The sequence below is a fragment of the Pantoea sp. X-Soil-YNGN-844 genome (assembly GCF_059730595.1).
Window position 1 is genome coordinate 214,949 of sequence record NZ_AP036007.1, and the last position, 15,024, is coordinate 229,972.

Consider the following 15,024-nt stretch of genomic DNA (forward strand, 5'->3'; position numbering starts at 1 on the left):
TAGCCGGCCCTTGTTTATTACCGTCAGACGAGGGTCTTTTTGTGTTTGTGTTCGCTGACCATGGTCAGTAACAGCAGAATAACCGCCAGCACACAGCCCGCAATCATCACCATAAAGCCGCCGTCCCAGCCGAAGTAATCAACGGTGTAACCGACAATGGCGCTGGCCGCGACCGAGCCACCCAGGTAACCGAACAGGCCGGTAAAGCCCGCCGCCGTCCCTGCTGCTTTTTTCGGTGCCAGCTCCAGCGCATGCAGACCAATCAGCATCACCGGACCGTAGATCAGGAAGCCAATCACGATCATGCAGGCCATGTCGACGCCAGGATTGCCCGCCGGGTTCAGCCAGTAGATCACGGTCGCAATGGTCACCAGCGTCATAAAGAACACGCCGGTCGCACCACGATTGCCCCGGAAAACTTTGTCCGACATCCAGCCACACAGCAGCGTTCCCGGAATCCCCGCATACTCATACAGGAAGTAGGCCCACGACGATTTATCCAGCGTGAAGTGTTTGACTTCGCGCAGATAGGTGGGTGACCAGTCGAGGATGCCGTAGCGCAGCAGATAGACAAAGACGTTGGCCAGCGCGATGTACCACAGCAGCTTGTTCGGCAACACATACTTCATGAAAATCTGTTTTGCCGTCAGCTCCTCTTCGTGGCTGGCATCGTAGTCGGGCGGGTAGTCGTTTTTATACGCTTCAATCGGTGGCAGGCCACAGGATTGCGGCGTGTCACGCATCAGCGCAAAGGCAATAATCGCAATAGCAATGGCACCAAACGCAGGCATATAGAGTGCCGCTTTCCAGTCGTTGAACCACGCCATGCCGAGCAGGAAGAGTAGTGGCGGAATACCACCGCCCACGTTATGCGCACAGTTCCAGACCGAAACGATCCTGCCGCGCTCCTTCTGCGACCACCAGTGAACCATGGTGCGCCCACAGGGTGGCCAGCCCATACCCTGGAACCAGCCGCAGATAAACAGCAGTACGAACATCACCATGATGCTGGAGGTCGCCCAGGGGACGAATCCCATGATCAGCATCACTGCTGCGGCCAGAATCAGACCGGCTGGTAAGAAGACGCGCGGGTTTGATCGGTCAGAGACCGAGCCCATGATGAATTTTGAAAAGCCGTAGGCAATGGATATGCCGGACAGGGCAAACCCGAGATCGCCACGTGAAAAACCCTGCTCGACCAGATAGGGCATGGCGAGTGCGAAGTTTTTTCTGACCAGGTAGTAGGCAGCATAACCAAAGAAGATCCCGATGAAAATTTGCCAGCGCAGACGACGGTAGAGCGGATCAACGTGATCCGCCGCCACCTGCGGCTGACGTGGTGCAGGTTTAAAAATGCTCAGCATCAGTGAGGCCCTCCAGGGCACATTATGGTTTTTCATTCCCGGCAGGTTGGAGCAGGAAAGTGCAGAAAAAAATGGATGCAGAATGTTCCATTTCGCGCAAAGAATAGTGTTAGTTGCGCAACGTTACTGTGATGAATGACACATTTGTTACAGTTTTATTACAGTCAGGAGCGGAAGTGATCATCTGATGGATCATTTCGCGCATTTTATCTGGCTGAAAACCTATTCTGTCGATTGATGTATCAGGAAGTGTAAGCAGGCTATCCGGTCAGCTGTTTAATCGCCTGGTTTATAATCAGATGTCAACCAGATTTCACAGCCTGACGGCGGCACATTGTTTACACTGTCGGCCTGTTAATTTCGGGGTCGTTGCCGTGTTTTTATTGATTATTACCACCATTCTGTGGGCCTTTTCGTTCAGCCTGATTGGCGAATACCTCGCCGGGCAGGTGGATAGCTGGTTCTCTGTGCTGATGCGGCTGGCGCTGGCTGCGCTGGTATTCATACCTTTCCTGCGCTGGCGGGGTTATCGCCCTTCCACGCTACTGCTGTATATGCTGGTGGGGATGCTGCAACTGGGCGTGATGTATCTGCTGAGCTTCGAAGCCTATCTCTACCTTAGCGTGTCAGAATTCCTGCTATTTACGGTGATGACGCCGCTCTATGTGACGCTGATTTACGATCTGATCAGCCGTCGTCCGCTGCGCATCGGCTATATCTTCAGTGCGTTACTGGCGGTGGCGGGTGCGGCGATTATTCGTTATGACAAAGTCAGCGATCATTTCTGGTTTGGTCTGCTGTTAGTGCAACTGGCAAACATCTGCTTCGCGGCAGGCATGGTGGGTTATAAGCGTCTGCAGGAAACCCGTCCCATGCCGCAGCATACGGCCTTCTCATGGTTCTATCTGGGGGCGGTGTTGATTGCGGTGATTGCCTGGTGTGCCTGGGGCAATCCACAGAAGTTGCCGACCACCTCATTGCAGTGGGGCATTCTGGTCTGGCTGGGCGTTGCGGCTTCCGGTCTCGGCTATTTTATGTGGAACTACGGTGCGACGCAGGTCGATGCCGGTACGCTGGGCATCATGAATAACATGCACGTCCCTGCCGGGCTGCTGGTGAATCTGGCTATCTGGCAGCAGAAACCGCACTGGCCGAGCTTTATTGCGGGCGCGCTGGTGATCATCGCCTCGCTGTGGGTGCATAAGCGCTGGGTGGTGGGGCGCGGTGACCTATCATAAACAGGGCTGTTGCATGGGTGCGGCCTCCCGGGCTGGCGCGTCCGATCGCTAAGGAATCTCACATCCCTGTGGATCGGCCGGGCCATCCCTGGCCCGGACGCTTCGCTCTTCAGACGCGCCAGCCCTGGAGACTTAACAGCATCATCGCGATTATTAATGGCTCAGAGCGAATATGAAGGAGGGGATGGAGCGCTGAAACGTAGAGCATTCGCGTTGGAGCTGGCGTGTGCGATTGCGAAGGAATCTTACAGGATGGTTCAGAAATGCCCCCGGCGCTTTTTCCCGTGCGACGAACGCTCCACCGATGACCCGCTTTCACTCCCCAGGGCTGGCCTGGTGTTGCTGATTAAAAAGCCATGAAGAAGCTTGAGGGAAGAGGTGGCGCAACTGAGGAGCAAAGCGTCCGAGCCAGGGATGGCGAGGCCGTGCTGCATGGATGCAGGCTTTCTTTGCGATCAGATGCGCCACTTCTGACCACGCAGGTACCCGAAGCGATCAGCCACAGACGTTAAGCAGGCTTCTCACTCTTAGGGCGCTGAATCATCGCCAGCCCTTTCAGGAAGTTACGCAGAATCTGATCGCCGCATTCGCGATAGTTCTTATGATCAGGTTTGCGGAAAATCGCACCAATCTCAGCCTGTGAAACGGTAAAATTCACGCGCTTCAGTACATCAGGAATGTCGGTGGTTTTCAGATCAAAAGCGATACGCAGTTTTTTCATGAAGATGTTGTTAGTCATTTTGCGTTCAATCGATGGTGCGGGCGCATCTTCACTCTTGCCGCGACGGTAAAAGATCAGGCCATTCAGGAAATAACCCATCAGCACATCGGGGCAGGGACGGAACGCCGCATCGTCATCTTTTTTCAGCCACGCCTGAATATCTGTCTGCGGCACGTCACATTCTGCCAGCGCAAAAATCTCCACCATTTTGGCATCGCTCAGGTTGAGCATGTAGCGCACGCTGCGCAGAATATCGTTGTTAGTCATGGTGAGATCTTCTCATGGTCAGTCGACAGGCTGCGCATTATAGGGGATTTTGCCCGCGTTCGCGCAGGTTTGTGCTGGCCGGATTACCGTTGCAACACCGTACCGGGCAGCGCGGCATCGCGCACAAATGGCAGATGCTCACAGGCGTGCTGACGGGCAAAACGGATAAACGCTTCCAGCACCGGCTGACGCTGCTCACCTTCACGCACGGCGGCATAAAGACGGCTCCACAGACCCTCACCCAGCGTGCGCGTGACGACCAGACCCTGCTTCTCAAAACTCTCCACCACCCAGTGCGGCAGTGCGGCAATCCCCATGCGTGCCGACACCATCTGAATCATCAGCAGGGTGTTATCCACACTTTTCAGGGCCGGACTGACGCCAGCGGGCTGCAGGAAGTGACGCCAGATATCCAGACGCTGACGCTGCACCGGATAGATCATCAGTACTTCATCGGCTAAATCTTCCGGTGAAATCTGCTCAACCTGCGCCAGCGGATGATCCGTCGCCAGCACCAGCCGCACTTCATAATCAAACATCGGCGAGTAGAACAGGCCCGAGCGCGCCAGAATGTCGGAGGTCAGTACCACATCCAGCTCACCCTGTTGCAGAGCGGGCTGGGGATCAAAGGTCACGCCCGATTTAAAATCCATCACCACCTGCGGCCAGCTCTGCCGGAATTTATCCAGCGCGGGCGTCAGCCACTGAATGCAGCTGTGACACTCAATCGCTACCCGCAGCGTGGTCTGATGCGGCTCATGGCAGGCCTGCAACGCCTGCTGAATCTGCGGCAGCACCTGTTCCGCCAGCTGCAGCAGAATATCGCCCTGCGGCGTAAAACGCAGTGGCTGACTTTTACGCACGAATAGGCGGAATCCCAGCCGCTGCTCCAGATCGCTGAACTGGTGAGACAACGCCGATTGCGTCTGATGAAGCTGGGCCGCCGCCGCCGCCAGCGATCCGGTATTGCGCAGAGCCTGAAGCGTCCGCAGGTGCTTGAGTTCGATCATGAGAGTCCTTCACATCGAAAATGAACATATTGCGCTTGAGCAACATACAGTACCCGCAGAGTATAGCAGTGTAAACATCTGGACGGCTAAACATCTTTGGCTGCCCATTTAAGCCAAAGTGAAAGATTATCTGGAGAACAGCATATGACTATCCTGAACCATACCCTCGGCTTTCCCCGAATTGGCCTGCGTCGTGAACTGAAAAAAGCTCTGGAGAGTTACTGGGCGGGCGACAGCACGCAGCTGGCGTTACTGGCAACGGGCCGCGAGCTGCGCGCCCGACACTGGCAACAACAGAAAGAGGCGGGTGTCGATCTGGTGCCGGTCGGCGATTTCGCCTGGTATGATCATGTGCTGACCACCAGCCTGCTGCTGGGCAACGTGCCCGCGCGTCATCAGAACAAAGAAGGGACCGTTGATCTCGACACGCTGTTTCGTCTGGGGCGCGGTCGTGCGCCGACTGGCGAGCCTGCGGCGGCGGCAGAAATGACGAAATGGTTTAACACCAACTATCACTACATGGTGCCGGAATTTACTCAGGACCAGACCTTTAAACTGACCTGGACTCAGCTACTGGACGAGGTGGATGAGGCGCTGGCGCTGGGCCATAACATCAAACCGGTACTGCTGGGACCGGTGACGTATCTGTGGCTGGGTAAAGTTAAAGGTGAGCCGTTTGAACGTCTGTCGCTGCTGGAAAGGATTCTGCCGATCTACCAGCAGGTGCTGGCAGAACTGGCGAAGCGCGGCATCGAATGGGTTCAGATCGATGAACCCGCCCTGGCGCTGGAGCTGCCGCAGACGTGGCGCGATGCGTTTAAACCGGCGTATGACGCCCTGCAGGGTCACAGTAAGCTGCTGCTGACCACCTATTTTGACAGCATCGGCCAGAACCTTGATGTTATTCGTGAGCTGCCGGTACAGGGTTTGCATGTCGATCTGGTCCATGGCCGCGATGATATTGAGCAGCTGAATCAGCAACTGCCCGCCAGCTGGCTGCTGTCGCTGGGCGTGATTAATGGTCGTAACGTCTGGCGTGCCGATCTGAGCCGCTGGTTCAGCCGTCTGCAACCGCTGCTCAAAGAGCGTCAACAGCTGTGGATCGGATCTTCCTGCTCGCTGCTGCACAGTCCGATCGATCTCAGCGTCGAGACCCGGCTGGATGATGAGGTCAAAAGCTGGTTCGCCTTTGCGCTGCAGAAATGTGCTGAGCTTTCACTGCTGAGTCAGGCACTGAATAACAATGATGCGACGCTGCTGGACGCCTGGAGCGCACCGGTACGTGCCCGTGCTCACTCCCGCCGCGTGCATAATGCGGCGGTGGGACAGCGGCTGCAGGCCATTACGCCGCAGCACAGTGAGCGCCAGAACGCCTACCCGGTGCGGGCAGCGCTGCAGCGTCAGCGTTTCAATCTGCCCGCCTGGCCCACTACCACCATCGGCTCATTTCCACAGACCACTGAAATACGCGGTCTGCGCCTCGACTTTAAACAGGGCCGTCTCGACAGCAACCATTACCGCACCGGCATCGCGGAGCACATCAGACAGGCGATTACCGAACAGGAGCGGCTGGGACTGGATGTGCTGGTACACGGTGAAGCGGAACGTAACGACATGGTTGAGTACTTCGGCGAGCATCTGGAGGGATTTGTCTTTACCCAGAATGGCTGGGTGCAGAGCTATGGTTCCCGCTGTGTGAAACCGCCTGTGATCATCGGCGATGTCAGTCGTCCAGAGGCGATCACCGTTGAGTGGGCGAAGTATGCGCAGTCGCTGACCGACAAGCCGGTAAAAGGAATGCTGACCGGCCCGGTGACGATTCTGTGCTGGTCATTCCCGCGTGAAGATGTGTCACGGGAAACCATCGCGAAGCAGATCGCGCTGGCGCTGCGGGATGAGGTGGAAGATCTGGAGAAAGCAGGCATTGGTATTATTCAGATCGATGAGCCTGCACTGCGTGAAGGTCTGCCACTGCATCAGTCTGAGTGGGCGGACTATCTGAACTGGGCGGTGGAGGCGTTCCGGCTGAATGCGGCGGTGGCGCAGGATGAAACCCAGATTCATACGCATATGTGTTACTGCGAGTTTAACGACATCATGGACGCCATCGCGGCGCTGGATGCGGATGTGATTACCATCGAAACTTCGCGCTCTGACATGGACCTGCTGGAGTCGTTCGAACACTTCGACTACCCGAATGAAATCGGCCCCGGCGTCTATGACATTCACTCGCCTAATATTCCCAGCGTGGCGTGGATAGAGGCGCTGTTGCTGAAGGCGGCGAAACGGATTCCGGAAACGCGGTTGTGGGTGAACCCGGACTGCGGTCTGAAAACGCGTGGCTGGACGGAGACGCGTCAGGCGCTGGCGAATATGGTGACGGCGGCAAAGAAACTGCGTGGTGAGACGGCGTAGGAAACGAGCCTGGTGGCCAAAAACAGGGGCGCAGAAGCACCCCTGTTTTCATCTATTTTGAAGCAATACCTTTATTTTGCTGCAACGCCATACTGCCTGAACCAGGCCAGCATCCGCTGCCAGCCATCATTGGCTGATTCAGCATGGTAGCTCGGGCGGTAATCAGCATTAAACGCATGCCCCGCCTCGGGATAGACGATGATCTCGGCGGTCGCATTGGCGGCATGCAGCGCCTGACGCATCTGCTCGACGCTCTCCAATGGAATACCGTCATCCTGACCACCATACAAACCTAACACCGGCGCACTCAGATCGACCGCAACATCAATTGGATGCTTCTGCTGCTTCAGCGTTCGCTCACCGATTAATCGTCCATACCAGGCAACCGCGGCGCGTAGCTGTGGGTTATGCGCGGCGTAGAGCCAGGTAATACGGCCACCCCAGCAAAAACCGGTGATGCCCATGCGACGGATATCACCGCCATTACGTGCTGCCCAGTTAGCGGCATGATCGAGATCGGCCAGCACCTGCGTATCCGGCACTTTGCTGACCAGTTCGCTGAACAGCGTCGGGATATCGTTATACTCAGTCGGGTCGCCTTCGCGGAAATAGAGCTCAGGCGCAATCGCCAGATAGCCTTCCAGCGCCAGACGGCGGCAGATGTCCCGGATGTGTTCATGGACGCCAAAGATCTCCTGCACAACCAGCACCACAGGCAGTGGGCCTTCTGCTGAGTGCGGTTTTGCAAAGAATGCCGGCATGTTTTCGCCCTGGCTGGGCACTGAGGTTTCACCTGAGTGAATGGCCGGGCTTTCGGTAATAATGGTGGTAGAGGCGGTGGGCTGCACGGCAGGGGCAAAGCCGCCCGTCGCCGGTTTTTGTGCCATAGTGTCACTGGGTTTCATTATTCTCTCCGTGCAAGCATTTGCGCAATCACGTAACTATAGCCTGGCCGTAAAGCGTCTGCGTCCAGGTGTCGGGTAACAGAATCAGCAGCGAATAAAATCATCCACCTCTTTAACATTGCGCCGACCCTGACACAGCCTCGCTAAGGGCTATCCGGACGAATAAGACGTAATTGTGTGATTAAAATCACATTTTATCTTCCGGGAAATGTAACTTTCATTTTCTTAAGTGAATGTTGTCACATATTTATCGAGCGTGCTGGCGTAGAGTGGCGCGCTACCTTCCCTTAACAGGAGTCTGAAAATGACACAGTCTGACGTTTTCCATCTTGGCCTGACAAAAGCCGATCTGCAGGGCGCGACCCTGGCGATTGTGCCGGGCGACCCGGAGCGTGTGAAGAAAATTGCCGGACTGATGGAAGATGCCACGCATCTCGCCTCACACCGTGAATTTACCTCCTGGCTGGCAAAACTTGATGGTAAGCCGGTCGTGGTCTGCTCAACAGGCATCGGCGGTCCTTCTACATCGATTGCGGTCGAAGAGCTGGCGCAGCTTGGCGTGCGTACCTTCCTGCGTGTCGGTACCACAGGTGCTATCCAGCCACACATCAACGTCGGCGATGTGCTGGTGACCACCGCGTCCGTTCGCCTGGACGGAGCAAGCCTGCATTTTGCCCCGATGGAATTCCCGGCTGTCGCTGACTTCGCCTGCACCACCGCGCTGGTTGCCGCCGCTGAAGCCTGTGGCGCGAAAACCCACATTGGCATCACCGCCTCTTCTGACACCTTCTATCCGGGCCAGGAGCGCTACGACACTGTTTCAGGCCGCGTCGTCAGTCGTTTCAAAGGATCGATGAAAGAGTGGCAGGAGATGGGCGTTCTCAACTATGAGATGGAATCTGCAACGCTGTTAACCATGTGCGCCAGCCAGGGTCTGCGGGCCGGCATGGTCGCGGGCGTGATTGTGAACCGTACTCAGAAAGAGATTCCGGATGCGGTCACCATGAAGCAGACAGAAAGTGACGCAGTGAAGATTGTGGTCGAAGCGGCGCGTCGTTTATTATAACGCCCGCGTCTGGCAGCAGGTTTTTTGTCCGGACTCAAAACCTGTTGCCGGTAGTTAACGGCGCGTAACATCAGTGAAACCTGAGAGTGTTTATGCGCAATACGATTCCTGTCCGACGTCCTGTCCCTGGCGCTAATCCTGCGGCAATCAATGCCCGGCTGGAACGCAGCGCCGAACGTTTTCGCGCTGCCATGCAGGAGGGTGACCACGCGCTGGCTGCCCGGTGCTGCGAAGACGTCTTGCGCTCAATGCCCAATCAGATGCAGGTGCTGAGCGACTACGCGCTCTGCCTGCTGCGTCTGGGTCAGTACAATAAATCGTACAAAATCTACCAGAAGATTTATCAGTCACCGCCCGCGGTGCAGGCCACGGCTTCTGAAACCTGGCTGGATGGCTTAACCGAAGTGTGCGGCTGGCTGGATAAAAAGGAAGAGGTGGCACGTTTCGGTCTGGCGTCGCTGATGCGCTCTGATGCGCGTTTCAGTCAGGGACAGCGTGCCGCGTTTCCTGCTCCGCAACCTGAGCCTGTCGATCTCAGCCAGCCACATCAGAATGTCATCGCCTTCTGCCTGTATGGCGATCAGCCACGCTATTGCGAAACGCTGATTAAAAACGTTGAGGTGGCGCCTGAGTTCTATCCCGGCTGGGTTTGCCGCATCTACCTTGATGACAGCGTGCCGCAGCATGTCTGGCAGCGCCTGGACCAGCCACATGTCCAGCTGGTCGATATGTCTCACGAGAAAACGCTGTTCCCGACCCTGTGGCGTTTTCTGGTGCTCGACGATCCGATGGTGAAGCGCTTTATTGTGCGCGATGCCGACTCGCTGCTTTCGGAGCGCGAAGCGGCCGCGGTTAACGCCTGGCTGGCGTCGCCTTACTGGTTCCACCATATGCGCGACTACTTCTCTCATACCGAACTGCTGCTGGCGGGAATGTGGGGCGGCTGTCACGGCGTCTTTCACAACGTGGAGCAGGCGATGCGTGATTTCATTGCCCGGTATCAGGGCAGTCAGCGCTTCACCGATCAATATTTCCTCAAAGTGGCGTTATGGCCGACAGTGCGTGAAAGCCTCCTGAGCCATGATGAGCTGTTCAGTTTTCATCAGGCCCGGGCGTGGCCTGATCATGCGCCCGTGCGCTGGCAGACGCCGCATTTCCACGTTGGCAGCAATGCCGGCTTTGCCAGTATGACCGGTAAATCCAGCGCCCCTGAGGGCAGCAGACAGCGCGTTGCGATCACCTCCGGCGAGACAACCTGGCATTATCTGGCGCAGGTCAAAAACGGCGAGTGGCTATTGCCGATGCCATTCTTCCTGATTGATGAGTGGCAGGCTGGAAAGCTGACGGTAGAGGCCCTGTAAGGCGCTGAATGCCGGTAAATTTATCTGGACATTCATACAGTGCGACTCTACCTTTTTCCTCAGCAGCCTGAGTCGCGGGGAAATCATGGATCAGCACATCATTATCAGCGCCTGTCTGGCGCTTGCCGGGTTGGGGATTGGCTGGATGCTGGCACAGTTACGTGCCGGCCATCAGGTCGCCAGTTTTCAGACCGAGCGCCGTCTGCAGGAAGAGGCGCAACAGCGTCAGCAGCAGCAAATCGAACAGCTTCAGCAGCAGACGCAGCAGCGTGAGCAGGAGCTGCGTCAGCTTCATGGCGCGCTGAGCGGGGCGAATGAGCGCCTGCAACAGCTCGATTACTGGCGCAATGAAAGCGAACAGCTTAATCGTGAACTGCGCAATCAGCTGGAGGTGAACAGCGCGCAGGAAGCAGAGCTGCGCGAAGTGACCATCCGCCTTGAAGAGACCCGTTTTGCCGCTGAAGAGAAACAGCGCCTGCTGACCAACAGCGAACAACGCCTGAGCGCCCAGTTTGAAAACCTCGCCAACCGTATTTTCGAAAACAGTGGCCGTCGCGTCGATGAACAGAACCGCCAGAGTCTGGACGGGCTGATTGGCCCGCTGCGTGAACAGCTGGATGGCTTCCGTCGTCAGGTGCATGAAAGCTTTGGCGCCGAGGCACGTGAACGGCACACCCTGACTCATGAAATCCGGCAGTTACAGCAGCTGAATGCACAGATGGCGCAGGAGGCGCTTAACCTGACCAAAGCGCTCAAGGGCGACAATAAAATCCAGGGTAACTGGGGTGAAGTGGTGCTGAGCCGGGTACTGGAAGCCTCCGGGCTGCGTGAAGGCTACGAATATGAAACTCAGGTCAGCATCCAGTCAGAACAGCAGGGCAGGATGCAGCCGGATGTCATTGTGCGTCTGCCGCAGGGCAAAGATGTGGTGGTGGACGCCAAAATGACGCTGGTGGCCTATGAACGCTACTTCAATGCGGATGATGAGATCGAACGTGAGCAGGCGATCCAGGAGCATGTCGCGGCCATGCGGGCGCATATTCGTCTGCTGGGACGAAAAGATTATCAACAATTGCCCGGTTTACGGTCGCTGGATTATGTGTTGATGTTCATTCCGGTCGAGCCGGCCTTTTTGCTGGCGATTGACCGACAGCCTGAGCTGATTGGCGAGGCGCTGCAGCAGAACATCATGCTGGTCAGTCCTACCACGCTGCTGGTAGCGCTGCGTACCATTAACAATCTCTGGCGCTACGAGCATCAGAGCCGCAATGCGCAGCGTATTGCTGACCGGGCCACGCGGCTGTATGACAAGATGCGACTGTTTGTCGATGACATGAGCGGCATTGGTCACAGCCTGGATAAGGCGCAGAACAGCTATCGCGAAGCGATGAAAAAGCTGGCAGAAGGGCGCGGCAACCTGATTGCGCAGACGGAAGGATTTCGTGCGCTGGGCGTGGAGATCAAACGACCCATCAATCCCCAGCTGGCCGAGCGGGCCATGCCGGAAAACCGGGCGGCTGACGACGCAGATGACGACAGGGATGCGGATGAAAGTGAGAGTCGTGTGAGACGCCTCCACGAATAGTATGGGCGCAGCGTGCCTGACTTCCGTGACTCTGATACACTTCGGGAAGTATTGTTTGTGGAGCAGGTAAAACCGATGGCAGATGAATCACAGCAGGAAACTACCCATTTTGGCTTTCAGACGGTCGCCAAAAGCGAAAAAGCTGACAAAGTCGCGGACGTGTTTCACTCCGTAGCGGCAAAATATGACCTGATGAACGATTTGATGTCGTTTGGCGTCCATCGTATCTGGAAGCGTTTTACCATTGACAGCAGCGGCGTACGTCGCGGTCAGCGCGTGTTAGATCTGGCGGGTGGTACCGGCGATCTCACCGCCAAATTCTCTCGCCTGGTGGGCGAAACCGGTCAGGTTGTCCTGGCGGATATCAACAGCTCCATGCTGAAGATGGGCCGCGAAAAACTGCGCAATCAGGGCGTGGTGGGCAACGTGAGTTACGTCCAGGCCAACGCAGAAGCGCTGCCTTTCCCCGATAACTATTTCGACTGCATCACCATCTCCTTTGGTCTGCGCAACGTCACGGAAAAAGAGAAGGCGCTGGCCTCCATGTTCCGTGTCCTTAAGCCGGGCGGACGCCTGCTGGTGTTGGAGTTCTCTAAGCCTGTTCTGGATCCGCTGAGCAAAGCGTATGACGCTTACTCGTTCCACATTCTGCCGCGCATCGGACAGCTGGTAGCGCAGGATGCAGAGAGCTATCGCTATCTGGCCGAATCAATCCGCATGCATCCCGATCAGGAGACCCTGAAAGCGATGATGAACGATGTCGGTTTTGAAAATACCACTTACTCCAATATGACCGGCGGCATTGTTGCGCTGCATCGCGGATTTAAGTTCTGAGTGAGATGGTAATGAACCTGACGCCCTTGATTACCGCGGGTCTGGAAACGGCGCTGAACCGTATCCTCTATCGCGATCGTGGCCTGAAAGCGGCGCGGCAACGCCTGAATGGCAAAGTGCTGACGCTGCGCCTGAGTGAGTTTTCGCATCCGCTGGTGCTGGTTTTCAGTGAGCAGCAGCTCGACGTATTAGCGGACTGGCAGGATCGCAGTGACTGCACGGTGATCACCTCGCTGAAAACGCTGCCTAAGCTGCGCGATCGCCAGCAGCTGACGCCGCTGATCCGCAGCGGTGGGCTGCAGGTTGAAGGTGACCTGCAGGTGGTGCAGCAGTTCTCCGCGCTAATGGATCTGGCTGAGCTGGATCCGGCAGAATATCTGGCTCCCTGGGTCGGCGATATCGCCGCTCAGGGCATCAGTCAGCACTCACAACAGGCATTACGCTTTTTCAAAGGTGAAGTGCAGCGTCGCCAGGATTATCTCGGACAGGCCATTACCGAAGAGTGGCGTGTTGCGCCTGGCTCGCTGGAGTTAGCCTGGTTTTCTGAGGAGGTCGACGCGATGGAACGTTCGCTTGAGGCGCTTGATGCGCGTCTGGCGCAGCTGGAGGCAAAATGAGTTTTGGAGAGATCCGCCGTTTATATCTGATCATGAAGGTCTTTCTGACCTATGGCCTTGATGAACTGATCCCTCAGACACGCCTCACTTTCCTGTTTCGCCTGTGGCGTCGCTCTGTTTTCTGGATCCCGAATCTGTATAAGCATGAACCGATTGGCGCACGCATGCGCATGGCGATGGAGCAACTTGGGCCGGTCTGGATCAAGTTTGGCCAGATGCTGTCGACGCGTCGCGATCTTTTCCCGCCGCTGATCGCCGATCAACTGGCAATCCTGCAGGACCGCGTTGCGCCGTTTGATGGCGTCAAAGCCAAAGCGCAGATTGAAGCCTCAATGGGCGCGCCGATTGAAACCTGGTTTGATGATTTTGATATCAAGCCGCTGGCGTCGGCATCCATTGCGCAGGTGCACACCGCCACGCTGAAATCGACCGGTAAGAAAGTGGTCATCAAAGTCATTCGCCCCGATATTTTGCCGGTCATCAGAGCGGACATGAAGCTTATCTATCGGCTGGCACGCTGGGTTCCGCGTCTGCTGCCGGATGGCCGTCGTCTGCGTCCGGTCGAGGTGGTGCGCGATTATGAGAAAACCCTGCTTGATGAACTGAATCTGTTACGCGAAGCCGCCAATGCCATTCAGCTGCGCCGGAACTTTGAAGATAGCCGCATGCTCTATGTGCCGGAAGTCTATTCAGATTACTGCAGCGAAACCATGATGGTGATGGAGCGCATCTACGGCATTCCGATTTCAGACGTAGCGACGCTGGAGCGTCATGGTGTGAACATGAAGCTGCTGGCAGAGCGTGGCGTGCAGGTCTTCTTCACCCAGGTTTTCCGCGACAGCTTCTTCCATGCGGATATGCATCCGGGCAACATTTTTGTCAGCTATGAGCATCCGGAAGACCCGCAATATATCGGCATCGACTGCGGTATCGTGGGTTCATTGAACAAAGAAGATAAGCGTTATCTGGCGGAAAACTTCATCGCCTTCTTCAACCGTGACTACCGTAAGGTCGCGGAGCTGCACGTTGACTCAGGCTGGGTGCCGCCCGATACCAACGTTGAAGATTTCGAGTTTGCGATCCGTACGGTCTGTGAGCCGATTTTTGAAAAACCGCTGGCTGAGATCTCCTTCGGCCATGTGCTGCTGAATCTGTTTAACACCGCACGTCGCTTTAATATGGAAGTGCAGCCGCAGCTGGTATTACTGCAAAAAACGCTGCTCTATGTGGAGGGTATTGGCCGTCAGCTCTATCCGCAGCTCGACCTGTGGAAGACGGCTAAACCGTTCCTGGAAGACTGGATTAAGGATCAGGTCGGTTTGCCCGCTATTATTCGTGCGGTCAAAGAGAAAGCGCCATTCTGGGCTGAAAAGTTACCTGAGTTGCCAGAACTCTTTTACGACAGCATGCGCCAGCACAAACTCTTACGGCACAGCGTCGATAAGTTAGTGGGCGACATGAACGCGCAACGCGTCCGTCACCATCAGGCGCGATACCTGTTTGGCGTCGGTGCAACGTTGCTGTTAAGTGGAACGGCGGTGCTGCTCACCCGACCGGACTGGGACTTCTTCCCGGCGGTGCTGATGGCAGCGGGAATCGTCTCCTGGTTAATCGGCTGGCGTAAGACAAACTGATTGTCAC

The 15,024-nt window shown here is 56.3% G+C and carries 12 protein-coding genes; 8 read left to right on the forward strand and 4 right to left on the reverse strand.

Annotated elements, in window-relative coordinates:
• Positions 1 to 23 precede the first annotated feature (23 nt).
• Complete coding sequence (gene glpT, locus AC6I8C_RS00915) at positions 24 to 1,364, reverse strand: glycerol-3-phosphate transporter (protein WP_497821359.1); 1,341 nt, start codon at positions 1,362 to 1,364, stop codon at positions 24 to 26.
• A 374-nt stretch (positions 1,365 to 1,738) separates the two neighbouring features.
• Here glpT and AC6I8C_RS00920 point away from each other — a divergent pair, with 374 nt between their 5' ends.
• Positions 1,739 to 2,602 carry a carboxylate/amino acid/amine transporter gene (locus AC6I8C_RS00920; RefSeq protein ID WP_497821360.1) on the forward strand — a complete coding sequence of 288 codons (864 nt, stop codon included), beginning with the start codon at positions 1,739 to 1,741 and terminating at the stop codon, positions 2,600 to 2,602.
• A gap of 508 nt (positions 2,603 to 3,110) precedes the next feature.
• On the opposite strand, the gene AC6I8C_RS00925 is transcribed toward AC6I8C_RS00920, so the two are convergent.
• Complete coding sequence (locus tag AC6I8C_RS00925; protein ID WP_497821361.1) at positions 3,111 to 3,590, reverse strand: YehS family protein; 480 nt, start codon at positions 3,588 to 3,590, stop codon at positions 3,111 to 3,113.
• An 83-nt stretch (positions 3,591 to 3,673) separates the two neighbouring features.
• On the reverse strand, positions 3,674 to 4,600 hold the full coding sequence (gene metR / locus AC6I8C_RS00930) for an HTH-type transcriptional regulator MetR (protein ID WP_013359706.1): 927 nt from the start codon (positions 4,598 to 4,600) through the stop codon (positions 3,674 to 3,676).
• 144 nt (positions 4,601 to 4,744) lie between these two features.
• Between metR and metE the strand changes: the two genes are divergently transcribed.
• Positions 4,745 to 7,015, forward strand: coding sequence for a 5-methyltetrahydropteroyltriglutamate--homocysteine S-methyltransferase (metE, locus tag AC6I8C_RS00935; RefSeq protein ID WP_497821362.1), 2,271 nt, complete (start codon positions 4,745 to 4,747; stop codon positions 7,013 to 7,015).
• 71 nt (positions 7,016 to 7,086) lie between these two features.
• Here metE and AC6I8C_RS00940 read toward each other — a convergent pair whose 3' ends face one another.
• Positions 7,087 to 7,920 (reverse strand): dienelactone hydrolase family protein, encoded by an 834-nt coding sequence (locus tag AC6I8C_RS00940; protein WP_013359708.1) that lies wholly within the window; start codon positions 7,918 to 7,920, stop codon positions 7,087 to 7,089.
• 304 nt (positions 7,921 to 8,224) lie between these two features.
• On the opposite strand from AC6I8C_RS00940, the gene udp reads away from it, so the two are divergent.
• The 6 genes from udp (at position 8,225) to ubiB (ending at position 15,017) form a co-directional block, all read left to right on the forward strand.
• Positions 8,225 to 8,986, forward strand: a complete 762-nt coding sequence (gene udp / locus AC6I8C_RS00945) for a uridine phosphorylase (RefSeq protein WP_033734831.1) — start codon at positions 8,225 to 8,227, stop codon at positions 8,984 to 8,986.
• Between the two features lie 92 nt (positions 8,987 to 9,078).
• The gene (locus AC6I8C_RS00950) at positions 9,079 to 10,347 is read left to right on the forward strand and encodes a tetratricopeptide repeat protein (protein ID WP_497821363.1); all 1,269 of its coding nucleotides are present in this window, start codon (positions 9,079 to 9,081) and stop codon (positions 10,345 to 10,347) included.
• Positions 10,348 to 10,432: 85 nt separating this feature from the next.
• Complete coding sequence (gene rmuC, locus AC6I8C_RS00955) at positions 10,433 to 11,932, forward strand: DNA recombination protein RmuC (RefSeq protein WP_285722393.1); 1,500 nt, start codon at positions 10,433 to 10,435, stop codon at positions 11,930 to 11,932.
• Between the two features lie 75 nt (positions 11,933 to 12,007).
• Positions 12,008 to 12,766, forward strand: a complete 759-nt coding sequence (gene ubiE / locus AC6I8C_RS00960; RefSeq protein ID WP_008926452.1) for a bifunctional demethylmenaquinone methyltransferase/2-methoxy-6-polyprenyl-1,4-benzoquinol methylase UbiE — start codon at positions 12,008 to 12,010, stop codon at positions 12,764 to 12,766.
• Positions 12,767 to 12,777: 11 nt separating this feature from the next.
• Positions 12,778 to 13,383 carry a ubiquinone biosynthesis protein UbiJ gene (gene ubiJ, locus AC6I8C_RS00965; RefSeq protein ID WP_497821364.1) on the forward strand — a complete coding sequence of 202 codons (606 nt, stop codon included), beginning with the start codon at positions 12,778 to 12,780 and terminating at the stop codon, positions 13,381 to 13,383.
• Positions 13,380 to 15,017 (forward strand): ubiquinone biosynthesis regulatory protein kinase UbiB, encoded by a 1,638-nt coding sequence (gene ubiB, locus AC6I8C_RS00970; RefSeq protein ID WP_033734835.1) that lies wholly within the window; start codon positions 13,380 to 13,382, stop codon positions 15,015 to 15,017. The genes ubiJ and ubiB overlap by 4 nt, the downstream gene beginning before the upstream one ends.
• Positions 15,018 to 15,024: the final 7 nt, after the last annotated feature.

Bases quoted from the DNA above. Each gene is read 5' to 3' on its own strand.
- AC6I8C_RS00925 (WP_497821361.1), bottom strand. From the start codon at position 3,590: ATGACTAACAACGATATTCTGCGCAGCGTGCGCTACATGCTCAACCTG.
- ubiB (WP_033734835.1), top strand. From the start codon at position 13,380: ATGAGTTTTGGAGAGATCCGCCGTTTATATCTGATCATGAAGGTCTTT.
- AC6I8C_RS00950 (WP_497821363.1), top strand. From the start codon at position 9,079: ATGCGCAATACGATTCCTGTCCGACGTCCTGTCCCTGGCGCTAATCCT.
- udp (WP_033734831.1), top strand. From the start codon at position 8,225: ATGACACAGTCTGACGTTTTCCATCTTGGCCTGACAAAAGCCGATCTG.
- metE (WP_497821362.1), top strand. From the start codon at position 4,745: ATGACTATCCTGAACCATACCCTCGGCTTTCCCCGAATTGGCCTGCGT.
- ubiE (WP_008926452.1), top strand. From the start codon at position 12,008: ATGGCAGATGAATCACAGCAGGAAACTACCCATTTTGGCTTTCAGACG.
- metR (WP_013359706.1), bottom strand. From the start codon at position 4,600: ATGATCGAACTCAAGCACCTGCGGACGCTTCAGGCTCTGCGCAATACC.
- AC6I8C_RS00940 (WP_013359708.1), bottom strand. From the start codon at position 7,920: ATGAAACCCAGTGACACTATGGCACAAAAACCGGCGACGGGCGGCTTT.
- rmuC (WP_285722393.1), top strand. From the start codon at position 10,433: ATGGATCAGCACATCATTATCAGCGCCTGTCTGGCGCTTGCCGGGTTG.
- glpT (WP_497821359.1), bottom strand. From the start codon at position 1,364: ATGCTGAGCATTTTTAAACCTGCACCACGTCAGCCGCAGGTGGCGGCG.
- ubiJ (WP_497821364.1), top strand. From the start codon at position 12,778: ATGAACCTGACGCCCTTGATTACCGCGGGTCTGGAAACGGCGCTGAAC.